Source organism: Paraburkholderia sp. J67 (assembly GCF_905220265.1).
Lineage (GTDB): Bacteria > Pseudomonadota > Gammaproteobacteria > Burkholderiales > Burkholderiaceae > Paraburkholderia.
Window position 1 is genome coordinate 307,888 of sequence record NZ_CAJMZK010000001.1, and the last position, 24,750, is coordinate 332,637.

General features: G+C 63.5%; 22 protein-coding genes. 6 read left to right on the top strand and 16 right to left on the bottom strand.

Annotated elements, in window-relative coordinates; genetic code table 11:
- Window position 1: 1 nt before the first annotated feature.
- From tssH to U5782_RS01385, 8 genes are all read right to left on the bottom strand, one after another.
- Complete coding sequence (gene tssH, locus U5782_RS01350) at window positions 2-2,662, bottom strand: type VI secretion system ATPase TssH (protein ID WP_322042068.1); 2,661 nt, start codon at window positions 2,660-2,662, stop codon at window positions 2-4.
- Between the two features lie 37 nt (window positions 2,663-2,699).
- Window positions 2,700-3,785, bottom strand: coding sequence for a type VI secretion system baseplate subunit TssG (tssG, locus tag U5782_RS01355; RefSeq protein WP_322042069.1), 1,086 nt, complete (start codon window positions 3,783-3,785; stop codon window positions 2,700-2,702).
- A complete protein-coding gene (tssF, locus tag U5782_RS01360; protein ID WP_322042070.1) occupies window positions 3,749-5,587 on the bottom strand; it encodes a type VI secretion system baseplate subunit TssF in 1,839 nt (612 codons plus the stop codon). The genes tssG and tssF overlap by 37 nt, the downstream gene beginning before the upstream one ends.
- A gap of 83 nt (window positions 5,588-5,670) precedes the next feature.
- Window positions 5,671-6,150: a type VI secretion system baseplate subunit TssE gene (gene tssE / locus U5782_RS01365; protein WP_322042071.1), complete on the bottom strand. Its 480-nt coding sequence runs from the start codon at window positions 6,148-6,150 to the stop codon at window positions 5,671-5,673.
- 85 nt (window positions 6,151-6,235) lie between these two features.
- Window positions 6,236-6,739 carry an Hcp family type VI secretion system effector gene (locus tag U5782_RS01370; protein ID WP_027815282.1) on the bottom strand — a complete coding sequence of 168 codons (504 nt, stop codon included), beginning with the start codon at window positions 6,737-6,739 and terminating at the stop codon, window positions 6,236-6,238.
- 246 nt (window positions 6,740-6,985) lie between these two features.
- A complete protein-coding gene (tssC, locus tag U5782_RS01375; protein ID WP_322042072.1) occupies window positions 6,986-8,485 on the bottom strand; it encodes a type VI secretion system contractile sheath large subunit in 1,500 nt (499 codons plus the stop codon).
- 13 nt (window positions 8,486-8,498) lie between these two features.
- A complete protein-coding gene (gene tssB, locus U5782_RS01380) occupies window positions 8,499-9,044 on the bottom strand; it encodes a type VI secretion system contractile sheath small subunit (RefSeq protein WP_322042073.1) in 546 nt (181 codons plus the stop codon).
- An 84-nt stretch (window positions 9,045-9,128) separates the two neighbouring features.
- Window positions 9,129-9,785 carry a tetratricopeptide repeat protein gene (locus U5782_RS01385; protein WP_322042074.1) on the bottom strand — a complete coding sequence of 219 codons (657 nt, stop codon included), beginning with the start codon at window positions 9,783-9,785 and terminating at the stop codon, window positions 9,129-9,131.
- 358 nt (window positions 9,786-10,143) lie between these two features.
- Here U5782_RS01385 and tssJ point away from each other — a divergent pair, with 358 nt between their 5' ends.
- The 3 genes from tssJ to icmH all read left to right on the top strand — a co-directional run bounded on the left by tssJ (window position 10,144) and on the right by icmH (window position 13,091).
- Window positions 10,144-10,770 (top strand): type VI secretion system lipoprotein TssJ, encoded by a 627-nt coding sequence (gene tssJ / locus U5782_RS01390; protein ID WP_322042075.1) that lies wholly within the window; start codon window positions 10,144-10,146, stop codon window positions 10,768-10,770.
- Window positions 10,771-10,962: 192 nt separating this feature from the next.
- Window positions 10,963-12,309, top strand: a complete 1,347-nt coding sequence (gene tssK, locus U5782_RS01395) for a type VI secretion system baseplate subunit TssK (RefSeq protein WP_322042076.1) — start codon at window positions 10,963-10,965, stop codon at window positions 12,307-12,309.
- Window positions 12,306-13,091: a type IVB secretion system protein IcmH/DotU gene (icmH, locus tag U5782_RS01400; RefSeq protein ID WP_322042077.1), complete on the top strand. Its 786-nt coding sequence runs from the start codon at window positions 12,306-12,308 to the stop codon at window positions 13,089-13,091. Before tssK ends, icmH begins: the two co-directional genes overlap by 4 nt.
- A 69-nt stretch (window positions 13,092-13,160) precedes the next feature.
- Here the strand turns inward: icmH and U5782_RS01405 are convergent, their stop codons facing one another.
- Window positions 13,161-14,186: a diguanylate cyclase gene (locus U5782_RS01405; protein ID WP_322042078.1), complete on the bottom strand. Its 1,026-nt coding sequence runs from the start codon at window positions 14,184-14,186 to the stop codon at window positions 13,161-13,163.
- A 455-nt stretch (window positions 14,187-14,641) separates the two neighbouring features.
- Here U5782_RS01405 and U5782_RS01410 point away from each other — a divergent pair, with 455 nt between their 5' ends.
- Window positions 14,642-15,196, top strand: a complete 555-nt coding sequence (locus U5782_RS01410) for a DUF4142 domain-containing protein (RefSeq protein ID WP_322042079.1) — start codon at window positions 14,642-14,644, stop codon at window positions 15,194-15,196.
- Window positions 15,197-15,229: 33 nt separating this feature from the next.
- Here the strand turns inward: U5782_RS01410 and U5782_RS01415 are convergent, their stop codons facing one another.
- Window positions 15,230-15,829: a TMEM175 family protein gene (locus U5782_RS01415; RefSeq protein ID WP_322042080.1), complete on the bottom strand. Its 600-nt coding sequence runs from the start codon at window positions 15,827-15,829 to the stop codon at window positions 15,230-15,232.
- Between the two features lie 133 nt (window positions 15,830-15,962).
- Here U5782_RS01415 and U5782_RS01420 point away from each other — a divergent pair, with 133 nt between their 5' ends.
- Window positions 15,963-16,658 carry a cytochrome b/b6 domain-containing protein gene (locus U5782_RS01420; RefSeq protein ID WP_322042081.1) on the top strand — a complete coding sequence of 232 codons (696 nt, stop codon included), beginning with the start codon at window positions 15,963-15,965 and terminating at the stop codon, window positions 16,656-16,658.
- A gap of 2 nt (window positions 16,659-16,660) precedes the next feature.
- Here U5782_RS01420 and U5782_RS01425 read toward each other — a convergent pair whose 3' ends face one another.
- Window positions 16,661-17,737: a hypothetical protein gene (locus U5782_RS01425; RefSeq protein ID WP_415914238.1), complete on the bottom strand. Its 1,077-nt coding sequence runs from the start codon at window positions 17,735-17,737 to the stop codon at window positions 16,661-16,663.
- A gap of 168 nt (window positions 17,738-17,905) precedes the next feature.
- On the opposite strand from U5782_RS01425, the gene U5782_RS01430 reads away from it, so the two are divergent.
- Window positions 17,906-18,172 (top strand): H-NS family nucleoid-associated regulatory protein, encoded by a 267-nt coding sequence (locus U5782_RS01430; protein WP_322042083.1) that lies wholly within the window; start codon window positions 17,906-17,908, stop codon window positions 18,170-18,172.
- A gap of 113 nt (window positions 18,173-18,285) precedes the next feature.
- On the opposite strand, the gene kdgD is transcribed toward U5782_RS01430, so the two are convergent.
- The 5 genes from kdgD to U5782_RS01455 form a co-directional block, all read right to left on the bottom strand.
- Window positions 18,286-19,203, bottom strand: a complete 918-nt coding sequence (gene kdgD / locus U5782_RS01435; RefSeq protein WP_322042084.1) for a 5-dehydro-4-deoxyglucarate dehydratase — start codon at window positions 19,201-19,203, stop codon at window positions 18,286-18,288.
- A gap of 61 nt (window positions 19,204-19,264) precedes the next feature.
- The gene (gene gudD, locus U5782_RS01440; protein WP_322042085.1) at window positions 19,265-20,626 is read right to left on the bottom strand and encodes a glucarate dehydratase; all 1,362 of its coding nucleotides are present in this window, start codon (window positions 20,624-20,626) and stop codon (window positions 19,265-19,267) included.
- Between the two features lie 66 nt (window positions 20,627-20,692).
- Entirely contained in the window at window positions 20,693-21,772 is a 1,080-nt protein-coding gene (locus tag U5782_RS01445) for a lactonase family protein (protein WP_322042086.1), read from the bottom strand.
- A 34-nt stretch (window positions 21,773-21,806) separates the two neighbouring features.
- Window positions 21,807-23,144, bottom strand: coding sequence for an MFS transporter (locus tag U5782_RS01450; RefSeq protein ID WP_322042087.1), 1,338 nt, complete (start codon window positions 23,142-23,144; stop codon window positions 21,807-21,809).
- Between the two features lie 197 nt (window positions 23,145-23,341).
- Window positions 23,342-24,703 (bottom strand): MFS transporter, encoded by a 1,362-nt coding sequence (locus U5782_RS01455; protein WP_322042088.1) that lies wholly within the window; start codon window positions 24,701-24,703, stop codon window positions 23,342-23,344.
- Between the last annotated feature and the right edge of the window lie 47 nt (window positions 24,704-24,750).

The window sequence follows — 24,750 nt, forward strand, 5'->3', positions numbered from 1 at the left end:
GTCATTTCACGGTGTATTCGAACTCGCCGGCCTCGTTCGCAAGCACGCTCACGCTAGCCAGCGCGCTGCCTTCCGCCATGCGTTCGAGCACCTGCTGCGCCAGTTCGGGCAGCAGCGTGCCGTTCAGGATGTGGTCGACATTGCGCGCGCCCGAATCCACTTCGGTGCAACGAGCGAGCACGGCATCGATAAGCGAGTCGTCCCACTCGAACACCGCGCCGTGATTCGCTTCGATGCGCCGACGAATGCGTTCGAGCTTGAGTTCGATGATCTCGGCGAGCACGTCGTCCGAGATCGGGTAATACGGCACGACCTTCATGCGCCCGAGGAATGCGGGCTTGAAGGTCTTGTACAGTTGCGGGCGCAACAGTTCGGCGAGCGCGTCGGCATCCGGCAATTCCTCCGCCGGTTTGTTCAGGCACGCCTGCATCACCGCCGACGAACCCACGTTCGAGGTCAGGATAATCAGCGTGTTGCGGAAGTCGATCGCTCGCCCTTCGGCGTCGTCCATCGTGCCCTTGTCGAAGATCTGGAAGAACATCTCCAGCACGTCCGGGTGGGCCTTTTCGACTTCGTCGAGCAACACGACCGAATAAGGATTGCGACGCACCGCTTCCGTCAGCACGCCGCCTTCGCCGTAGCCCACATAGCCCGGCGGCGAGCCTTTGAGACCCGAGACGCTATGCGCCTCCTGGTACTCGCTCATGTTGATGGTCACGAGCTTGCGTTCGCCGCCGTAGAGAATATCGGCGAGCGCCAGTGCCGTTTCGGTCTTGCCGACCCCGGAAGGACCCACGAACATAAACACGCCGCGTGGCTTGTTCGGATCTTCGAGACTGGCGTTGGCGGTACGCACGCGCTGCGCAATCGCGTCGAGCGCATGGTCCTGGCCGATCACGCGCTCGCCAAGCAGCGGGCTCAGATTGAGGACCGTCTTGATCTCATCCTTCACCATGCGGCCCAGCGGAATGCCGGTCCACGACGCCACCACTTCGGCCACCACGTGCGCGTCCACCTGGAGCGGCACCATCGGGCCGTCACCCTGCAACGCATGGAGTTGCGCGACCAACGCGGGCATGGCGTCGCGCGCGGCGTCCGCGTCGCGCGCGAGATCGGCCGACGCGCCCTCTTCCCGCGCCGCGTCAATACGATTGCGCAATGCCGCGATCTGCGCGACCAGTTCGCGCTCCTGAACATAGCGTGCTTCGTCTTCGGCCACATCGGCAGCGGCTTCATTGCGTTGAGCACGCAGATCGGCGAGACGCTCATCGTGCGCCGCGCCGTTGGCTGCTTCGCGCTCGAGCGAGGCGATCTCCGCGTCGATGCGTTCGATATGGCGCTTGCCGTCGTCGATCGCACCGGGCGTCGAGCTATGCGCGAGCGCCACCTTGGCGCACGCCGTATCGAGCACGCTCACGGCCTTGTCCGGCAATTGACGTGCGCTGATGTAGCGATGCGAAAGACGCACGGCTTCGGTGATTGATTCGTCGAGAATGCGCACGTTGAAATGACGTTCCATCAGGGCCGTCATGCCGCGCAGCATGGCCGCCGCGAGCGCCTCACCGGGCTCCTCGATCTTCACCACCTGGAAACGACGCGCAAGCGCCGCGTCCTTCTCGAAGTACTTTTTGTACTCGCTCCACGTAGTCGCCGCGATCGTACGCAGTTCGCCGCGCGCGAGCGCGGGCTTGAGCAGATTGGCCGCGTCGTTCTGGCCAGCCTGACCGCCTGCGCCGATGATCGTATGCGCTTCGTCGATGAACAGCACAATAGGCCGCGGGCTCTTCTTGACCTCGTCGATCACGCTCTTCAGGCGGTTCTCGAACTCGCCTTTCACGCTGGCACCTGCCTGCAACAAGCCCATATCGAGCACGCGCAGCGCCACGTTGCGCAGCGGCTCGGGCACGTCGCCCTCGGCGATGCGCAGCGCGAGCCCTTCGACCACGGCCGTTTTACCGACGCCCGGTTCGCCCGTGAGAATGGGATTGTTCTGGCGACGGCGCATCAAAATGTCGATCGTCTGGCGAATCTCACCTTCGCGTCCGATCACGGGGTCCACGCGGCCTTCGCGCGCACGCTGCGTGAGGTCGGTCGTGTAGGTATCGAGCGCGGGCGTCTTCGAGGGGCCGGCAACGGCCTGCGGCTGCGTTTCCTCTACGGTGCCGGCTTCGGCATCACGCGGCGCCGCCTCGACGGACCCTTCGGTCAATTCGTCGAAGCTATGCTTGAGTTCGGCCACCGGCACTTCGGCCAGACGCGCCGACATGCGCTGCGCGAACTGCGCGAGATCGGGCGCGCTCAGCAGCGCGAGCAGCAAATGCCCAGAGCGGATGCGACCGATCTGCGTATCGAGCGAGGCGATCAACCAGGCCTGTTCGAACAGCGCGATCAGATGCGGCGAAAACACCGGCGTGCGCGTATTGCCGGTCTTGAGGTTCTGCAATTCGCGTTCGAGATCGGCGCGCACGGCATGCGGATCGATGCGCGAGGCGCGCAGCGCACATACCAGATCGCTCGCCGGTTCTTCGATCAGCGCGAGAAACAGATGTTCGAGATCGACTTCGTAATGCCCACGCGACAGGCACGAGCTGGCCGCCCGTTCGGCCGCGAGGCGGCAGGTCGTGTTGAGCTTGGTGATCAGGGTCTTGAGAGGCGTGCTCATGTCGTGATGGCGTTCCGGGCGAAGTTCGGTTCAGTCGTCAATGGGTGACATGCAATTCGTAATGCGCGTCGGCGCGGTCGCGGTCGGCTTCGTGAGTGCAGAGGAAAGCGTCCCAACCGAGTCGCGAGCCACCGCCAAGCTGGCTCGCGCCGACTTCCGCGCGGCGCAGCACGAGCCGCACCTCGTATTCGAGCGTCACGCGCCCGAGCAAGGTCAGCATGCGTTCGAGTGCGACGGCGCGTTCGCCGCCCGGCAGGAATGCTTCGTAGTCCTGCTTCGAAAGCGGCCCGATCACCAGACGCGCTCGCATATCGCGCTGCCATACGCGCTGCCCTGCGAGCGCCGTGGCGCCAAGCGCCACGTTGCGCTGGCCGAGCATAGAAAGTTGATCGGGGGGCACGTCGTACCATTTGCCGATGAATTGCTCGACGCGCACGGGCACGTTGAAATATTCGGACAAGGTCTGCCGTAGATACGCCGCAGAAACCGGCCGGTGGCGCGCGGCCACGGCATGTCCCGCGATCGCTTCGTCGAGCAATGCGCCGGGCCCCTCGTGCAAGCCATCGCGCGATTCATGATTCGCAACGCCCGCGAGCGACAGCAGCAAAGGCAGATAACGCTCGTCGCGATCCAGCTCGTAGTGAAACGGCAGGCGGTACTTCTTCCATGCGCTGTAAAAAAGCGCCGTCGCGCGATTGGAAAAGACATCGAAGAACTCGCGCGCAGCGCGGTCGCGCTTGATCTGCTCGCGCGCGATCAACTGCTCCGTGTAGTGCAGCGGCAGCGCGCCCTGCCCGCCCAGCAAGCCGAAGAACGCGGGCGTGATCGACACCTGACCCAGACGCCCTTCGTCGATCGCCGTATCGCGTGCGTCCTTTTCCGCGAGCGGCTTGCCCGCATCGTCATAGGAAACGGCCTGCTCGATTTCGCTCGGCGGAAAGCCAAGCGACAGCGTATTGCGAAACGACACGCGCTGCGCGAGCACGTCGCGCTGCCGGTCCTGCGTCTTGTCGACGAACCAGCGTTCGAGCAGGCGCACCGCCTGGAAAAACTCGAAGCGGTGCGGCTCGTCGAGCAGACGCTCGATTACACCAGGATCGATTCGCCGCTGCGGGGCTTGCATCGCAGGATCTCCTCGCCGGTGAGTTCGGAAATCACCACCAGTTGAATGAAGCTGTTGATATGGACGTAGAGACCGAAGAACACGTCGAGCACGCGCACGAAAGTGCCCAGGCTCGTGCCGACGAAGTGCTCTTCATCGACGGTCACGCGAATCTCCACGCCACGCACAAAGGTGGCGAACGGTTTGCCGGGCAGCCATTGCACGGCGGAGCGCTGCTCCACGTTGACGATGCCGTCGATATGCCGCGACGACACCGCCGAGCGACGCATGTCGTAGAGCGCGAGCATTTCCTTGAGCGTGCCCGCGCCGCCTGCCGTGAGCGAGACGTGGTTGAGCGAGAGGTGCGAAATCAGGCGCCAGTGCGCGGCCTGGCGGCGCTCGAAGCGCACGCACGGTGTTGGGCGCGCGAGTAGCGAAATGTGACTCGTGAGCGAACCGCCTTCCATGAACAGATCGCCGCCTTCGAGACCGACGGCAAGGCCCGCGGGCAGATCGCGGTTCGTACAGGTGAGTTCCAGGCTCAACGTGTCGGTTTGCTCGGCTGCGGGATCGAAGTTGATATCGACGATCGAAATTTCGGTCTCGTAGCCGGGGCTATTTTGTGCGACCCATTCGTCGCGGCGCGCGAACCAGTAATGTCCTGCGCGCGCTGCTTCGCCGTGGCGCAGCGAGTAGAACGGCCGGAATTCCACGACCGATTCCTCGTTTGCACGTTGCTGCACGAGATGCACCGAATCGATCGAATAAACCTCGTAGGCGAACGCACGGCGCGCCTCGGCCACCACGGGATAGGCCACCGCCTGATGATTGAGGCGGATCGGCTCGCCGTGCTGCTTGAAGAGATTCACGACCGGCGTGCAAAAGAGCCGTAGATGATGGGCTGCGAGCGTATCGAGCAGACGCGCTTCGTGCGAGTCGCCGCGCACTTCCTTGAGCACGATATGCAGCGTGAGGCGGTGGCAGCGGCCCGCAGCGGCACTCATGGCCGCCAGATCGAAATCGACGAAATCGAATTTGGCCGGGAACGCGAAGTATTCCGTGAGCAGGCGATAAGCGGGATGCGATCTCGCGGGGAAATCGATCAGCGCTTCGTTTTCGCCGAAGCCCGCCTGGGCAAACGGCAATTCGCGCAGCGCCTGCCAGCGCCCGCTGCGCTCTGGCTCCACCCACGCGCCAATCGCGTTGACGAACAGACAATCGCCAAGCGCCGCAATAAACGACTGCTCGCCATGCAGATAGGTGCGCAATTGCGGCAGCTTCAGCGCGGCGAGATCGAGTTGCGGCGAAGTCGATTCGAACGTAATCGATATCACGCCAGTGGCGTCGCCCGGCAGCACGATCGAACTCGGCGCCATTGCCACGGGCATATAGCGCGCGTCGGCCACACGAATGGGCGCGAGCGTGACGTCGTAAGCGGTGCGAAAACGACACTGCACGCCGCGCAAGGGACGCGACTTCAATTCCGTGCCGCGTGCGATTGCAGCCGGCGCGGTCAGATGGGCGAGCGCCGCCGACGTACCGAGCTGCGCAATCGAACACGAGGGAAAGGGCCGCAGATAATGTGGATAGAGGACTTCGAGCAGCGCCTCGGTGAATTCGGGGTAATCGTCGTCGAGCCGCTTGTTGATGCGCGCGCCGAGCAGCGCGAACGATTCGATCATGCGCTCGACGTGCGGATCTTCGCAATGCTCGCCCGTCATCGCGAGCCGGGCTGCGATCTTCGGGTAGCGCTCGGCGAATTCACGCGAATAGCGTCGCAGGAACGACAATTCGCGCTCGTAATACGGCAACAACTCTTCCATCGCGATTCCCCGCCCCCCAGAAACACCCTTGCGCCGCGCCTCGTTCACACCGCGTCGTCACGCGGCCACGGGCACAGCCATGCTTATGTCTTTGCGCGTGCGCGCGAAACCGAATACTGCAGCGTCGAAGGCTGTAGCAATGCGTCGAAGTTTACCGGCTCTTCGGCCGGGTGAACCACCAATAAAGCCTGAATAGCGAAATTCAATACGCTGGTCGAGCGCGAATTCAATTCGAGCGTGACATTGACCCGTTGCAGGCGCGGCTCGTGCCGCTCGATGGCCTGCCGGATCGATTGACAGATAAACGACCGGTCGTAATGGCTCGCGAGACTCAGCCCCGCGAAATCGCTCAGCCCATACGTGAGCAGCGATTTACGGCATTCCGGCAATTGCGCGAGCATCTCTTCCGAAAACGCGATGCGCGTATTCAAAATCGACTCCAGGTCGCGCGCGACGGTCGCTTTCAGTTCATCCAGCGACAATTGCCGCATCGCGGCAGGTGCCGGCGAATGCGGTTCGTCGTCGAACAACTTGTCGAAGAAACTAGGTTCGAATCGCTTCATCGAATGCTATGACGCCATAACGGCGTCATTCAGGACAACAGCCCGAACGCGGCGCTTGCGGCGCCGCGTTCGGGCATTCACGACCTTAGACCGCGTAGGTCTTGTCGTTCTTCGTCAGGCTCCATGCACCCTGGGCGTTACCGCCCTGGTTGCCGCCGATCTTCTGCTGCGTGTACTTCCACTGCACGGCAGCGTACTTGAGCGAGAACTCTTCGCTCGGCAGGCCTTCGCCCACCACGGACGGCGTGATGCTCGAAATGATCACGTACTTGAGCTTGACTTCCAGGTACTTGATGCGGTTGCCTTCACCGTCCGAGCGCATGAAGTCGATGGTGACTTCGTCGAACGTCGTACCGCCCGAAGCGTGCTGATACAGCAGCGGGCTGACCACGTCGATATCTTTGGTGAAGCGCATGTCGGCGTGCTCGCAACGCTCGGACGTGTGACCGCCCGCCGTCGAAGCCGTAGCCGAACGCGGCTGGAGAATCGAGTGATTCCACGAATCGATTTCGATCCAGTTCGCGTGATCCTTGTCCTGCGATTCGCCCTTGATCGCAGGATTGCCGAATTTTAGGTAGATGTCCTTCATAACCTATCGCTCCCCATAAAGGTGGTGTGTACGGCGGTGACAGGCGCGATGACTGCCCGCCGGATGGACCGCAACTCAAACGCCAGGCCCGAATGCCGTCGGGGCCCGCGCCGGATGCGTCAGACGGCGTGTGTCACGACGGTTGACGCACGCCGCCTGTCTGTGCAGCTTCAAGGCGCTGCGAAGTGACGCGAAACATCACGCCACTACGTCACAAAACGCCTCGCTGCAACGATGACGGCTTTATTAAGAATTGGCCGGTTTCGGCAGATCCGCCACGAGACGCAGCGAGATCGACAGCTCGTCGAGCTGGAAATGCGGGCGCAGGAACGCCACTGAGCGATACGCGCCCGGACGGCCCGGAATCTCCGCCACCTGAATCGACGCCTCACGCAGCGGAAACTGCGCTTTCTGTTCCTGGGTCGCGTTGTCGTCCAGCAGCACGTACTGCGAGATCCAGCGATTCAGGAACACTTCGACGTTCTGCGCCGACGCAAAGCTGCCGATCTTGTCGCGCATCATCGCCTTCAGGTAATGCGCCACGCGCGAAACCGAGAAGATGTACTGCAACTGCGCGGAAAGCACGGCGTTCGCATTGGCGCTATCGGTGCTGTATTTCTTGGCCTTCTGCACCGACTGTGCGGCGAAGAACGCCGCGTAGTCGGAGTTCTTGCAATGCACGAGCGGAATGAAACCGAGGTCGCTCAGTTCCTTTTCGCGGCGGTCGGTGATGGCGATTTCAGTCGGGCACTTGAGCGCGATTTCGCCGTCGTCGGTTTTGAAAGTGTGCGTGGGCAGGTCTTCCACGAGACCGCCGCCTTCCACGCCGCGAATCGCCGCGCACCAGCCGAAGTCGTCGAACGCTGCCGTGAGGCGCGCCGCGAAGGCCCAGGCCGCGTTGCACCAGAGATACTTGCTGTGGTCGGTGCCGTCCACTTCCTCGACGAAGTTAAAGCCTTCCGCCGTCTGGCCGTCTTTCGGATGGAACGGCAGGCGGCCGAGAAAACGCGGCAGAGTGAGACCGACGTAACGCGAATCTTCGGAGTCGCGGAACGATTTCCACTTTGCGTATTCGACCGTGTCGAACACCTTGCCCAGATCGCGCGGCTTGCCCAGATCGGCGAACGATTCGAGGCCCATCAATTCGGGCGAAGCCGAGGTGATGAACGGCGCGTGCGCAGCCGCCGCGACATGCGACATCTGCTCGATGAAATACATGTCTTCGGGCTGACGCGTGATTTCGTAGTCGCCAATCAGCGTGCCGAACGGCGCGCCGCCGAACGTGCCGAATTCTTCTTCATAGACTTTCTTGAAGAGCGCGCTCTGGTCGAATTCGACCGCGTTCTTGAAGTCGCGCACGACGTCGCGCTTGGGCGCATGCAGCGCCTTGATCTTGATGGTCTGGCCGGTATTGCTTTCCTTGCACAGATAATCGAGCCCGCGCCACGTGCCTTCCAGACGCTGGAATTCCGGCGCATGCATCACGGCGCTCAACTGATCCGAAATCAGACGATCGAGCTCGGCCACGCGTGCGTCGATGGTCGCGGAAAGATTGTTCGACACGATCACCGTGCCGTCGAGCACCTGATGCACGAGTTCGCCGATCAGGTCCTTGGCGCGCGCATGTTCCGAATCGGATTTCGCGACCTTGCTCTTTTCGACGATATCGTCGAGCAGCGAGGACGCGACTTCGGTTTGCGTGTCGTCGAACGCCGCGCCTTGCGCGGCCGCAGTTTGCTGGTTCATGTCGTGCCCCGCCTCAATCGCCCTTGGATTCGTCATCAGCCGGCTGCGCAGCGGACGCATCCGTACGCGTGCCGCCCGCAAGCGCCTGCAATTGCTGCGTATTGGAGAGCACTTCGCTCAGCAGGTCTTCGAGCTTGTCGTTGCCCGCGAGCTTGTTACGCAGGTCCGCGAGCTTGGAGCGGGCTTCGAGCAGACGGCGCAGCGGCTCCACCTGGGCCACGACTTCGTCGGGGCTGAAGTCGGCCATCGACTTGAAACGCAGATCGACGGCGAACTTGCCGCCTTCCGGGCTCAGGCGGTTTTCCACCTGAAACGCGGCGCGCGGCTCGATGCCTTTCATGACGTCGTCGAAGTTATCGCGATCGATATTGACGAACTTGCGGTCACGCAGCTTGGGCTGCTCGACTTCCGATTGACCGGCCAGATCGCCCATCACCCCGACGACGAACGGCAGTTCTTTCACTTCGATCGCGTCGCCGCGCTCGACCTCGTAGGTCAATTGCACGCGCGGCGGCCGCACTTTCTGCAAGCGCTTCTGGATGCTTTCTTTTTTTGCCATCGTCAGCTCCCTGCTTCCCTGATGACCTATTTATAGGCTGTTACTGCGTAGCGGTGTGGACCAGCTTTGCTGCTTGATTGCTGCCTAGTTGCGCAGCGCGCCGAACGGATCCGCGCCGTTGCCGGCTGCCTTGGCGGGCGCCGTCGTGGCTGCGGGCGCCGTTGCAGCAGGCGTGGCCGCTGCTGTATCCGCGGCTTCCTGAGCCTTCGGTGCGGCTTTCGCCACGCGCTTCACGTAGCGCTTCTTCTTGATTTGTGCCTTCTGCTCGGGCGGGAACAGCGAATCTTCGCCGAGCGTATCGCGCAGTTGCTTCGCGAGCGCCTGGGCATCCGACTTCGCATCGCCCTGCAACGACGCATCCTGGCGCAACTCGCCGAGCGACTCCGTGGCCACGCGCAGACCCGCCACCGCGAGCACGCTCTTCGCGCCACGATCGGTCTGGTCGCGCTGGAGCGCTTCCTGCGCCGCCACGATCGCCTGACCATAATGTTGCTGCTGGAACTGAATCTGCGCGATGCGCGACCACGGTTCCTCACGCGTCGGATCGGCGGACGCGAGCTTTTGATACGCCTCGATCGCCTGATCCTGATTACCCGCCTTCGACAGCGCATCTGCATCAGCGAGCGCCTTATTGAATGCGTCAGGCGATGCGGAGAGAGTGTTTGCCGGAGTGGTGCAACCTGCCATTACGCCGCAAGCGATCACAGCCCCCGTGAGCATCGAAAAGACCCGCTTTTTCATCGTTCTTTCACCGCCGTTTGATTTTTAATTCAAGGAGAGAAGCCAGAGTTTTACTTATCCCCCAGCGCGCGGGTATAGTACAGGCCAATTTTCGATAATTCAACTGGGTTTGAAAAGGCAAAGTAAGAAAAAAGGCGACTAAGTGGAAGCGTTGAAGCGCTTGAGTACGGCGCGCGCTGCCAATGACGCAATTATTGCCGGAACACCTGATTGAAGCAGCATAAAGAGAAGTAAAGTTTCCCGCATTTTATTAAAAGATCGATCACGAGGATAATGATTGTGTAATGCGCATCGCATTACTCGTGACCTCGCGTATTTAACGAAGCTGGAGAGTTCGGGCTTGATGCCCGCGATAAAAATGACTGCGCGCATTATTCAAATCGCATCGACCACGGCCATCATTTGCGCCGCTGCCGCCCTGCTGGGCGGGTGTGCGGCGGCGGTGCCCGCAATCGGCAGCGCGGCGTCGGCCGCCCTGCAATTCGCGGGTATCGGCAAGCCCGATGTCCCGGACGCGCAAAAGCCGCCGCGCGACCTCGGCATCACGCTGTACGCGGCGCGCAATCTCAATGCGGCGACCGACAACAAGCCGCTCGCGTTAGTGGTTCGCCTCTATTCGCTCAAGGACCCCACGTCATTCCAGCAGGCGCCCTTCGACACCTTCACGGATCCCGCGAAAGAAAAAACCACGCTGGGTGCGGACCTGTTGAGCGTGCGCGAAATTACCCTGATCCCGGGGCAACGCTATAACGCCACGGAAAAAGTCTCGCGTGAAGCGCAGGCATTCGGTATCGTCGCGTTGTTTAGAGACCCCGCAATGCAGCGCTGGAAGTTCGCTTTCGACCCGGCGAAATCGGAGAAATCCGGCATAATGGTTGGGCTCCACAATTGCGCCATGACGGTGACGAGCGGCACGGTAATTCCGGCCGATGCGGGACAATCGGCGCAACCGCTCAATCTGCTTTCGTCGGTCTCCTGCGGCTAAATTATTGAATCCATGGACGCATTCTTCGATCATTAAATCGGGGCAGAAACGCGGGCAATAGACGCGCGGCAATAGATACTGATAGATACAGATTCAGGGCAGCACCGGCAGTAAAACCGGACCACTTCAACCTACAATCCTGTCCGCCCAGATGTATGGCGAGACCGGATCGACGCATAACGCTGAATCAACATGAGCTATTCCTCGAAAGTGCTTTGGGGGGAAGGCCTGTTCCTCAGGCCTCAGCACTTCCAGCGGCAGGACGCCTATCACGAAGCCCGGCTCTTCGAATCGATCCAGGCGATCCAGCCGTATAACTGGGGCGTGCGTTCGATCCGTATCGATCACGATTCGCTCGGCAGCAATATCCTGCGTCTGAGCGAGCTGTCGCTGGTCTTTCCCGACGGCACGCTTTACTCCGCGCCGCAGGCCGACGACCTGCCGCCGCCGGTCGCGCTCGACGCGCTGCCCGAAGGTATCAGCGAATTCACGTTCTATCTCGCGCTGCATCAGGTGCGAGAGAACGGCTCGAACTACGCGAGCGACCGCAACGAGGGTTTCGTCGCGCGCTATGTGAGCGAGCAGGCGAACGTGGCCGATCACTATACGGACGCAGCGCTTGCCGACGTCACGTTCCTCAAGAACAACGTGAAACTCGTCGCGCATACCGAGCCGCGCGATCAACTGCTGTCCGTGCCGGTCATGCGAGTTCGTCGCACGGCGTCCTCGGGATTCGAGGCCGACGAAAGCTTCGTGCCGCCGAGCCTCGCGATCGAAGCCTCGCCGCTGTTGCATCAGCGTCTGCGCCGGCTGATCGATGCATTGCAGGCCAAGGTCAACGCGCTCTATGGTTTCCATCGCGAGCCGACCAAGAACATCATCGAATTCCGCTCGGGCGACATTGCCTCGTTCTGGCTGCTGCATACGGCCAGCGGCGCGTTCGCGACGCTCGCGCATCTTTACCAGCATTCGGCGTTGCATCCCGAGCGGCTTTATCAGGAACTGCTGCGTCTTGCGGGCCAGTTGCTCACGTTCTCGAAGAACCATACGCTCGCCGATCTGCCCGCCTATCGTCACGACGATCCGGGCCCGGGCTTCGCGCGGCTCGACGCCATTCTGCGCGACCTGCTGGAGACGGTGATCTCTACGCAGTACTTCGCCATTGCGCTCGAAGAAGTGCGGGCATCGTTCCATATCGGCCGGCTCGACTCCGGCAAGATCGACGACAAAACCACCTTCTATCTGGCCGTGTCCGCCGACATGCAGGCCGTCGACCTGGTCGAGGCCGTGCCCGCCCGCTTCAAGGTGGGCGCCCCCGACGACGTGGACAAACTCGTGCTCTCGGCCATGCCGGGCGTGCGCCTCGTCTACACGCCGCAAGTGCCGCCGGCCATTCCGGTGCGACCGGGCGCGTGCTACTTCGCACTGGAAACGCGCAGCGCACTGTATGAACGCATGATCCAGGCGCAATCGGCGATGGTGTACACGCCCTCGGGCATCAACGATCTGAAACTCGAACTGATTGCGGTGACGTCATGAGCAACGCGCCTTCCCTCTTCGGCGACGCCCCGCCGCCGTCCCTTGCGCAACCGATGCCCGCGAGCGATCCCGCCTATCAGGTGCGCTCGCTGCTCGATCTGCTCTACGACGGCTTCTTCATGCTGTTCCTGTTGAAGAACGGCCGCGAACCCGGCGAAGCCGCCGAATTCAGCGCGCGCGTACAGCAGTTCCTGGGCGATTTCGAGCGCGGCGCGAAAAAGCTCAACGCCTCCGCTGAAGACGTTTATGCGGCGAAGTTCGCGTTTTGCGCGGCCGTGGACGAATCGGTGCTGGCCTCGCAGTTCAAGATCCGATCGGACTGGGAACGCCGGCCGTTGCAGCTTGCGCTGTTCGGCGAGCAACTGGCGGGCGAGAAGTTCTTCCAGTACCTGGAAGAGTGCCGCGCGCGCGGCCCGGCGCGGCTGCAATCGCTCGAAGTCTTTCATATGTGCCTGCTGCTGGGTTTCCAGGGCAAGTACATGCTGGAAGGACCGGAGAAACTCGCCTATCTCACGGCACGCATCGGCGACGAAATCGCGCATATGAAGGGCAAGCGCGCACCGTTCGCCCCGAACTGGCCGCTGCCCGATCAGGTCGTGCATCGTCTGAAACGCGAAGTGCCGCTCTGGAGCATCGGCGCGGTGTTCGCGCTCGTGGGCATTCTCGCGTGGACGGGCTTGAACACCTGGCTGCGTGACAGCACGGTGCGCACGCTCGCGCCTTATACGAATATCGTGAAGCTCGGCCCGCAATCGGCCAATCTCACGATTTCGCTGCCGTAATTCCAGCGTTAGTTTGCTGAACTGATTGATGGTGCGTGAGCGCGCTTCAAGCGCACTCGCGTCACCCGGTCACGCCGTCACCACGCGATCGCGTCCCGTCATTTTCGCGCGATACAGATTGGCATCCGCCAGCTTGAGCCAGGCGGCGTGATCCATCATCGACTCGTCGCATTGCGCGACGCCGATGCTCACCGTGCACGGGCATTGCCCGCCTTCTTCCCGGGTCTTTTCCCGCACCGTCGCCGCGAAACGCTCGGCGACCGTGCGCGCCTCGGCCAGCGTCGCGCCCGGCAGCACGACGCCGAATTCCTCGCCGCCATAGCGGCCAATGCTGTCGCTCACGCGGAAATGATCGCGCAATAGCGCCGCGAACGCGCACAGCACCGCATCGCCCGCCTGATGGCCACGCGTGTCGTTGACGTCCTTGAAGTGATCGAGATCGACGAGCAAAAGCGACGACGCGTAACGCGTCGCGCGGCAACGCTCGAATTCGTCGACGAGCAGGTTTTCCCAGTGACGCCGGTTGAGCAGACCGGTGAGGCCGTCGGTGCGGCTCAGGCCTTCCAGCGTGCGTGTCTGCTCGGCGAGCTTCTTCGAAATGCGATAGGTGCTCCAGCCCAGCGCAATCGGATAGACGATCAGGAACGGCAGGCACGCGACGATCGTGGGCATGCGCGTTTGCGGCTCGACCACGAAACCGAGCACGAGCAATCCGCCCGCCAGCCCCAGCAGATGCGCGGCCACGCCGCGCAGGAACAGCTTCAGGCCGCCCGCCGCGATGTTGTCCATGCTGAGCATCACGAGGAGCAGCACGCTCGGCAGCAGGTTGAAGCGCATCGCGACTACCCACAGGCCGCCCAGCGCCGAATCGACCATCAGGTTGAAACGCTCGCCGCGATACGGCACGACGCAGGCGTGCGCGGCCCGGCGCGCCACGTGCGGCCAGATGAAGCCGTGAAAGATCAGCAGCGACCACAGCACGGCGCCGCGCCCTTGCTGGGCGAACACCGAGGCCACGCAGAAGAACCCCAACGCGAGCCCGACCATGCGCAGGCGCCAGATGCGTTCGACGAAACGCCTTCCTTTGCCTGCCATTGGATGTGTGCTCGGTTTCATACCCAGATCGAATTCTGCTGCCGTTGTCCTGCCGCTGTTGTCCTGCTCATCCTGCCGCGCCCGCAGCGCCGCACGAAGTCGGGAAAGCGGCCATTGTGCCATTGCCCACGCGATGCGTAGCGGCCTTTTCGATGCAGTCGAACGCCTGGTCGATTTTTCGATCGATGCCTCTGCAACCGCTCGGGCCCAACGTTTTATGTCGAAGCGTGCGGCCTATGACAGCACGATGAAATACCGGCCGCCAGCGGGTATCGCACTCCCTTCTTACCAACCGTTACAGAAGCGACGTGATCGTTGCACCTGTACACGCGCTGCCTTCCTAGAATTCGTCAGACCGTTGCGCGGCGAACCGCCGAACGGTCGTACCGCCGCATCGGAAGTCGATACCCGGTTCATACCAAACGCGTGCAACGTCACGCAGACAAGGAGCTCTTATGACTCGCCTCTCGCTTGCCTCGCTCGCCAGTGTCTCCGCAGCCGGCCTGCTCGCACTCTCGCTGAACGCCCATGCCCAGACCGCTGCGCCGGCGCCGTCCGCCGCTGCGCCGGAACTGCACGCCGCCGACAAGAGCTTCATCGCCGACGGCACGCAAACCGTCGCCACCCAGCGCGACGCCGCCCGCATCGCCGATTCGCGCTCGACCGACCGCGAAGTGAAGGCCTTCGCGGAACAACTCGTCGCCGACTATTCGAAGCTGTCCGATTCGATGCGCGCCGCCAGCCCGCGCGGCGTGGACGTGCCGCGCAACGACCCCGACACCGCTGTGATCGACGGCATCAAGAACCTGCGCGGCGCGGATTTCGACAAGGCTTATATCGAGCAGGTCGCGCTGGGCGGCCAGCAAAAGACGCTCTCGGCGTTCCAGGCTGAAATCGCCTCGGGCCGCGACGCGGGCCTCAAGAAGGCTGCGAGCGAAGGGCTGCCCGTGATCCAGGCCGATATCGCCAAGGCGAAGGAACTGGCCCAGCGCAAGCATCTGGCAGGCTAACGCTGTGGAGCGGCACGCCTTCGGGCGTGCCGCTCAGTCCTCCGAATGTTCCTGTGCGGCCGTCACGAGCCGCTCCATGCGGCGATCCGGCACGAGCCACAGCAGCGCGACGGCGACGAAGAACAGCGCGCCGATATGCGGCCAGTCCAGCGCCGCCAGCACGATCCCCAGCAGATAACCCACCACCGATGCCTTGCCCTTCACGTCGCGCCCCAGCGCGCGCGCCAGCGGGCTTTCCAGGCCGTGAAAACGCACCAGCGTTGCCTGTAGCAGGACGTACGCGATGGCGCAGAGCAGCAGGTTGAAGCCGTACAGCATGGTGGGCCAGCGCCCGAAGTGGTTCTCGCCCATCCAGCCCGTGGTGAACGGCAGCAGCGAGAGCCAGAACAACAGATGCAGATTCGCCCACAACACCGAGCCGTTTACGCTGCGCGCGGCGTGCAGCATGTGATGATGGTTGTTCCAGTAGATGCCCACGTAAAGGAAACTGAGCACGTAGCTCAGATAAGTCGGCCATAACGGCGCGAGCGCCGAGAGGTCGTCGCCGTGCGGCACCTTGAGTTCCAGCACCATGATGGTGATGATGATGGCGAGCACGCCATCGCTGAACGCTTCGAGTCGGTTCTTGTTCATCGGCTTTGCTGTTCGCGGGATTCGCGGAATTCACAGGACGAGAAAGGCAGCCGAAAGTATGGCCGAAAGCGCGCGCGGACGCCACGCCGGGCGAGGCCGCCGGACGCCCCGAGCCCTCACCAGGAGGAATCATATGGAGATCGAGCCGGGCGCCCCAACCTCGCGCCACGCCGTCCACCTGCGCGATGTGCGGGTCTGGGACCTGCCCACGCGGCTGTTCCACTGGTTCGCCGTGTGCCTCGTCGTGCTGGCGTGGCTTTCGCAGCGCATGAACTGGATGCAGTTGCACGTGCGGGCGGGCGAGACCCTGCTCGCGCTCGTGCTGTTCCGCCTGTTGTGGGGGTGTTTCGGCAGCGAAACGGCGCGCTTCTCGCGTTTCATGGCGACGCCCGCTTCGGCATGGCGGCATCTGCGCCACCTCACGCGCCGCGAGCCGGACGTGCAGGTCGGCCATAACGCGGCGGGCGGCTGGATGGTGCTGCTGCTCCTCACGCTGCTGTTCGTCGAAACGCTCAGCGGCCTCTACGTCTACAACGACATCGCCGATGAAGGCCCGCTCTCCGAAATCGTCCCCGCCGCCGTGGCCAATGCCATTTCGGCCATCCACGCATACGGCTGGGACGTGCTGGCCATGGCCGTCGTGCTGCATATCTGCGCGATCGCCGTCTATGCGCTCGTGAAAGGGCACAACCTCGTCGGGCCGATGGTGACGGGCACCAAGCCTCTGCCCGACACGCTGCGTGCGCCACGGCGCGCCTCGCTCTGGCTTGCGGCGCTACTGCTAGGCTGCGCCGCACTGGTGACAGCGCTGCTCGCCGTGTACCTCTAACGCTAGCCCGCGGGCACGGTCAGGATCGGCGCCTTCTGATCCTGGTTGGCCTGCGAAAGCGCGATCAGGTTTTGCAGCACCGTGAGCGCGTATTTCGAATCGAAGTCGTCGTTGTCGATCCAGTAAGTCGCGCCGTGATAATCGATGGTGGCGTACGCATCGGGCGGCGCCTTCTTCCCCACGTGCACGACGATGGTGGGCCGCGTCTCGCCGCCCACGAGATGCACCGTGGGCATGGTCGCACCGCGCGAGACATCGTCATCGGGCACGGCGATCTGCGCGCCCAGATTGCTCAGGATGCCCATTACCGAGCGCGTCACCATGTTGATCGTGTGGCCGTTTCCGCCCGACGCCGGGCCATAGACCACCTGATACTCGCGCACCACGGGCGACAGATGCAGCAGGCGGCGCACTTCGGCGAGATCGGCCGCGGATTCGGGCGGCGCACCGTCCGCGCCCAGGCTCATCGTCACGTGGGCCTGCTTGTCGTGTTCGTCCTGCTTGTAGCTGACGGTGAGTTGCCCCGCCAGTTGCAGGCGGCGCAGCGCGCGCAGCAGTTCGAAGAACACCGGGCTGCCGTCGCTGGTCGGCCCGCCCAGCGGCGCGGCGTTCTGCAGGCCGCCGACCGACTGCACCGAAAGCCGCAGCAACAGGTCGATGGGCACGCCGCTATCGGCGAGCGGCAGCACCAGTTCGGTCGGCAAGGGGTGGATATAGCCGGTGGCGAGCGCGTCGCCCGTGGTCGGCACGAAGGTGAAGGTCGGGTGATTCGAGTACGAGGCGCCTACGCTCGCCTGGCCGTAGCTGGTGCCCGCGTTGCGCGAGCCGCCCTCGGCGAGCGCGGCGGCGTTGGCCTCGAAGGTGTACGACGCAATGATCTGGCTCACGGCCACGAACGAAGGCGAATCGCCATAGCGCAGGCCCACGATGGTCGAGAGCATTTCGCGTTTCTTGGCGTCGCCGAGCGCGCGTTCGTAATCGACCTGATCGGTGCGCAACATATGCGGGCCGAACCAGGCACAGCCGGACATCATGAGAAGCGGACACAGGGCGGCGACGACGAGACGCCGCCGCGGCAGCAGGCGAAATGAAATCTGCGAATTCATGGGAGGCATATCGGGAGAGTGCGCACAGCCGTCGGCTGTAGCAAACCCTATGCCCCGCGTTCCATCACGGCGTGCCATCGTGGCACGTTGCACGACGCATGACGTAAAATCGGCACTCCCCTTCACCCGACTCCACCGCAGATGGCTACCTACCTCGAATTGCTCGCCAAAAAACGCGCACTCGACGCGCGCATCGAAGCGGCGCGCGCCGAGGCCGCTCAAGAGGCGCTCGCAGCCGCCCGCGCCGCCATCGCCGAATTCGGCTTCACGCCGGATGACCTGTTCGGCAAGCCGCGCCAGGCGAAAGGCGCCGCGAAAGGGACGCGACGCAAGCGCACGGACGCCGCGGACAGCCCGAACGCAGCGACCAGCAACTTCGACCTGTTCGGCGACGCCGCCGGGCATTGACACCCCGCACGCATCCTCACCGATCAGCACGTCGCGAACGCGCACGTCGCAAACGCAACAGGCCCGCGAGCCGTCAAAGCTCGCGGACCTGTTGCCTTGTCAAACTCTCGCCCTTACTGCGCGCCCAGCTTCTTGATCAGCACGTCGAGCTGCGCGAGTTCTTCCTCGTTCAGATCGGTCAGCGGCGCGCGCACCGGGCCCGCGTCGTGGCCCACCAGCTTCGCGCCCGCCTTCACGATGCTCACCGCGTAACCGGCGCGGCGGTTGCGGATCTTCAGATACGGCAGGAAGAAGTCGTCGATCAGCTTGCCGACCGTTGCGTGATCATCGGCCGCGATCGCACGGTAGAAGTCCATCGCCGTCTTCGGAATGAAGTTGAACACTGCCGACGAGTACACCGGCACGCCCAGCGCCTTATACGCGGCCGCATAGACTTCCGCCGTGGGTAGGCCGCCCAGGTACGAGAAACGGTCGCCCAGACGGCGGCGGATCGTCACCATTGCCTCGATCTCGCCCACGCCGTCCTTGAAGCCGATCAGGTTCGGGCAGCGGTCCGCGAGCTGTTCGAGCATGTCGGCATTCAGCTTCGAATTGGCGCGGTTGTAGATGATCACGCCCATCTTCGGCACGGCCTTGCAGACTTCTTCGGCGTGCGCGGCGATGCCTTCCTGCGACGCTTCCGTGAGGTAATGCGGCATCAGCAGGATGCCCTGCGCGCCGTTACGCTCCGCTTCCTGTGCGTACTCGATGGCCACGCGCGTCGGGCCGCCCGCGCCCGCGAGAATCGGCACCTTGCCCTTGCAGGTCTCCGTCGCGGTCTTGATGACCTGCGAGTACTCGCTCTTCGTCAGCGAGAAGAACTCGCCCGTGCCGCCCGCCGCGAACAGCGCGCTCGCGCCATACGGGGCCAGCCATTCGAGACGCTCGGCATAGGTGTCGGCGCGGAAGTTGCCTTGCGCGTCGAAGTCGGTGACGGGGAACGAGAGCAGGCCTTCGGAGATGATGTGCTTGAGTTCTTGCGGGGTCGTCATGGCGGTGATCCTTTGAATCTGTCGATGAATCGGTAAATTGAGCTTGATCGGGGCGCGGAGTTCAGCGCACGAGGCACGGACGCTTGTTGTCGAATTTCCAGTCGGGAATCAGGTACTGCATGGCGACGGCGTCGTCGCGCGCGCCGAGTCCGTGCTGCTGGTAAAGCGCATGCGCCTTCTCCAGCTCGTCGAAGTCGATCTCGATGCCAAGGCCCGGCTTCTGCGGCACCTGCACCTTGCCGCCGACGATCTGCAGCGGCTCGCGCGTGAGGCGCTGGCCGTCCTGCCAGATCCAGTGCGTGTCGATCGCGGTGATCTTGCCGGGCGCGGCGGCAGCCACATGCGTGAACATCGCCAGCGAAATATCGAAGTGATTGTTCGAGTGCGAGCCCCACGTGAGGCCCCAGTCGTTGCACATCTGCGCGACGCGCACCGAGCCCTGCATGGTCCAGAAGTGCGGGTCCGCCAGCGGAATATCGACCGATTGCAACTGGATCGCGTGGCCCATCTGACGCCAGTCGGTGGCGATCATGTTGGTGGCCGTGGGCAGGCCGGTCGCACGGCGGAACTCGGCCATCACTTCGCGGCCCGAGTAACCGTTTTCCGCGCCGCACGGATCTTCCGCGTAGGCCAGCACGTCGTGCTTGTCGCGGCACAGGCGGATCGCTTCCGCCAGCGACCATGCGCCGTTCGGATCGAGCGTCACGCGCGCTTCGGGAAAGCGCTCGGCCAGCGCCGTGACCGCTTCCATTTCCGCGTCGCCCGCCAGCACGCCGCCCTTGAGCTTGAAATCGTTGAAGCCATAGCGCACCTTCGCGGCTTCGGCCAGACGCACGACGGCTTCGGGCGTCATCGCCGCTTCGGTGCGCAGTCGATCCCAGTCGTCGCGGCCATCGGCGCCGCTCGCGTACGGCAGATCGGTCTTGTTGCGATCGCCGATAAAGAACAGGTAACCCAGCATTTCCACTTCGCTGCGCTGCTGCCCTTCACCGAGCAGCGCGGCGACGGGCACGCCCAGATGCTGGCCGAGCAGATCGAGCAGCGCCGCTTCGAGCGCGGTGACGGCGTGGATCGTCGTGCGCAGGTCGAAGGTCTGCAGGCCGCGGCCGCCCGAGTCGCGGTCCGCGAACTGCTTGCGCACCGTGTTGAGCACGGCCTGGAGATTGCCGATCGACTGACCGACCACGAACGCGCGCGCATCGTCGAGCGTCTTGCGGATCGCCTCGCCGCCCGGCACTTCGCCGATACCCGTTTTGCCCGCGCTGTCGCGCAGCAGCACGACGTTGCGCGTGAAGAACGGGCCGTGCGCGCCGGAGAGATTCATCAGCATGCTGTCGCGGCCCGCGACGGGCACGACGCGCAGTTCGGTCACGACGGGCGTGGCGCTCGCCTTGGCATGCGGCTGGACGGTTTGTGTGGTCATGAAAGCGTTACCTGTTAAAAAGCGGCGCGTGAGTAAGACCGGCGCCAGTCAATCAATCAAAACTCTTCAAGCCTGGCTTGGAGCGACAATTTCGACCCAGTTCGCGCCGTGCCCGCCCGCGCAGCGCGCGGCGAGCGTGAGCGCCCCGCTCTGCGCATCGACGCGATAGAGCGACACGTGCGGCGACTTTTCTCCGCACGCCACGGCAAAGCGGCCCGACGGGTCGAGGCGAAAACCGCGCGGCTGCGTTTCGGTATCGACCGAGCCTACGTAGTCGAGCGAACCATCGGGCTGCACGGCGTAGGTCAGCAACCGGCTCGTGGTGCGCTCCGATGCGTAGACGAAACGGCCATCGGGCGAAACGTGCAGGTCGGCGGCCCAGACGAGCTTCGCGAGTTCGGCGGGATCGGGCTGCACCGGGTCGGCGGAACCGGGCCGCGCGAAGCCGTCGTTCAGATGCGCGAGATCGGCGGCGCGCGGCGAGACATGGCGCAAGGCGAGTTCGCCGGTTTGCGGATCGCGTGCGAACGCCGCGACGGTCGCGCGGAATTCGCTCAGCACGTAGAGCGTGTTTTCATCGGGCGACAAACGCAGATGGCGCGGCCCGAAACCCTGGCCGAGATCCACCACGCCGATCTCGCGCAAACGCCCGGCTTCTTCCAGCGCGAAGCAAAACACACGATTGCTGCCGAGCGACGTCGCGTAGGCAAAACGGCCATCGCCGGAAACGATCACGGCATGCGCGTTCTGGATGCCTTCGACGGTTTGCAGCGGCGCGCCCACGCCATTTTCGATGTCCTTCACGCGATACAGACACACGCGATGCTCGCCATACGACGCGCCGAGCAGAAAGCGGCCGAGCGGATCGGCGCCCAGGTAGGCGAAGCTCGAATCGAGCGGCGCACGGCCGAGCGTAGTCAGTGCGCCGGTCTGCGCGTCGATCGCGTAGCAGTACAGATGCAGGTCGGTGCCGCGCGTGACCGCGTAAAGATGGCGATGGTCGGGGGCGAGCGCCATCGGCATGACGGTCGGCGCAATGGTCGTGCGGGCGTGCGGGGTCAGCGTGCCGGCGGCGGCGTCCAGATGCAGCACGTCGATCTCGCCATCATTGGCGTTCGAAACGTAGACAAAGTAACGATCTTGCATGAGTGGTTCCCTCTCGGTTCGTGGGCGAAAAGCGTCAGTGTGCGCCACGATGGACGGATTCGGCGTCATCGTTGAACAGGCGCCGCGACGGCTTGTTGCGCGCGAGGAACGCAAAGGCGGCGGCGATCAGCGACGTCACGCCCAGGCCATACAGACCGCCCGTGATCGAGCCGGTGTGCTGCTGAAGGTAACCAAATGTGGCCGGCGCGAAGAACCCACCCAGATTGCCGAGCGAATTGATGAGCGCGATCACGCCGGCCGCCACGCGGGCATCGAGATAGCCCTGCGGCAGCGGCCAGAACAACGAAGACGCCGCCTTGAAACCGATCGCCGAAAAGCAGATCGCCACGAACGAGAACACCGGGTTCGCCGAAGTGGAGGCGAACAGCCCGCAGGCCGCGATCACCAGCGTGAACGCGAGCCATCCCTGCTGGAAACGGTATTTCGCGGAAAGCAACGCGAAGCAGTACATCGCGACGATGGCGATCATCCACGGAATTGCGTTGTAGAGGCCCACCTGGAAATCCGTGAGGCCGCCCATCTTGCGGATGATGGTGGGCAGCCAGAAGGTGGCCGCGTAGATCGTCAACTGGATCGCGAAGTAGAGGAAGCAGAACAGCACGATCTGCGGGTCGCGCAACAGGCGCGTGACCGGCACATGCGCGCCGGTGGCGGCTTCGCGTTCGGCCTGCTCGCGTGCCAGATAGGTTTCGAGCGCACTTTTCTCTTCGCCGCTGAGCCAGTGCGCGTCGCGAATATGCGACTTCAGCAGCAGCCAGCTTGCCGCGCACAGCGCAATGGAAAACGCGCCTTCGATCAGGAACATCCACTGCCAGCCCGCGAGACCGAGGCCGCGAATCGAGAGCAACGCGCCCGTGACCGGACCCGAGAGCACCGAGGCGAACGCCGATCCCGCCAGGAAGATCGCCACGGCCTTGCCGCGCTCCTTCTGCGGCAGCCACTGCGCGAAGTAATAGACGACGCCCGGAAAGAAGCCCGCTTCCGCGATACCCAGCAGGAAACGCAGCACATAGAACGAGGTGTCGTTCTGCACAAACGCCATCGCGCCCGCAACGAGGCCCCACGTGCCCATGATGCGAGTGAGCCAGGCGCGCGCGCCGAACTTTTGCATCAGCATGTTCGAGGGCACTTCGAAGAGCGCGTAGCCGACGAAGAACAACCCGCTGCCCAGACCGTACGCCGCCGCCGAAAGACCGAGATCGGCTTCCATGTGGGCGTTGGCGAAACCGACGTTCACACGGTCGATATAGTTCGCGATGAACATGATCAGGAACAGCGGCAGGACGTGCCGCTTGACCTTCGAGCTGGCGGAATCCAGCAGCTCGTCGAAGCGGGAAGCAGAAGCGGACATCGGGGTTGTCTCCTGTCGGTGTCGGGCACCGTGGTACGTTGTCTGATGACATTGTAGCCAAGTCATCGGACAACTCCAATGGGGTGTTTACCCTTGATTCACCGACCGATCATAGGAAACAAGGGCGTTGCAGCCACTACGCGCCCCTGTCGGATGATGCATTATAAATTATAGGACATCGTACAACTGGCGTTGTTTTAAGCCGCTGGCAGTTCGATACGCCGGAACGTGCCCGCGAGCAGCCCATACGCCAGCATCGCCACCACGCCGTGCGCGCCGACAAACCACAGCGCCCGGTCGAACGAGCCCGTCGTCGCCACCACGAAGCCGATCACGATAGGCGTGACAATGCCCGCCACGTTGCCGATGCCGTTGAACACCCCGCCGCTCAAGCCCGTCATCTCGCGCGGCGCGACGTCCGCGAGCACGGCCCAGCCGATGGCGCCCAGCCCTTTGCCGAAGAACGCGAGCGAAACCAGCACGACCACCGCCGTATCGCTGGCGGCGAACGGCGCGCCAATCAGGGCCGTCGCCAGCACCATGCCGATCATGAACGGCGTCTTGCGCGCCGCCGACATCGGCACGCCACGCCGGATCAGCCAGTCCGAGATCGCCCCGCCCAACACGCCGCCCGAGAACCCGCAGATCGCAGGCAGCGCCGCCACGAAGCCCACGGTCATGATGTTCATGCCGCGCTCCTTCACGAGGTAGATCGGGAACCAGGTGATGAAGAAATACGTGAGCGCCGTGATGCAGTACTGGCCGATATAGAGCGCCCACAGCATGCGATTGGTGAACAACACGCCGATCTCTTTGCGCGTGAAGCGGCGGCGGTTTTGGCCGCCGCGTGCGAGATTGCTATCCAGTTGGACGAGCGCGCCGCGTTCGGCGATATAGTCGAGTTCTGCGCGGCTCATGCGCGGGTGCGATGCCGGCTCGCGCATCGTCGCGAACCAGACGCACGCGGCCACGAGGCCAAGCGCGCCCATGAAAAAGAACACCTGATGCCAGCCATAGATGTGCGTGAGCCACGCCATGAGCGGCGTGAAGATCACCACGGCGAGGTACTGCGCGGAATTGAAAAGCGCGCTCGCGGTGCCGCGCTCGCCGGTCGGAAACCACGCCGCCACCACGCGCGCGTTGCCCGGAAACGCGGGCGATTCCACCAGCCCGAGCATGAAGCGCATGACGAAGAGCGCCGAGGTGGCCGCCGCCACAGAGCCGAAGATCGACACCGCGCCCTGCCCTAGCGTAAAGCACGACCACAGCACGATGCTCGCGCCATAGACGCGGCGCGCGCCGAAGCGGTCGAGCAGCCAACCGCCCGGAATCTGGCCGATCGCATAGGCCCAGCCAAACGCGGAAAACACCACGCCGAGCGCGGCAGGCGTGAGACCCAGGTCGCGGGCGACGAAGGTGCCGGCGATCGAGAGCGTCGCGCGATCGGCGTAATTGAGGACGGTGATGCAGAAAATCAGGCCGAGGATGGCATAGCGGAAGTGGCCGACGCGGGCCTGCTCCACCGCCGGTTTCGCGGCGGCTATATCAAAGGCTTTCATGTGTCTCCTCCCTGTTCCGGGATGGGTTTTCGTTGCACGCTCATGCG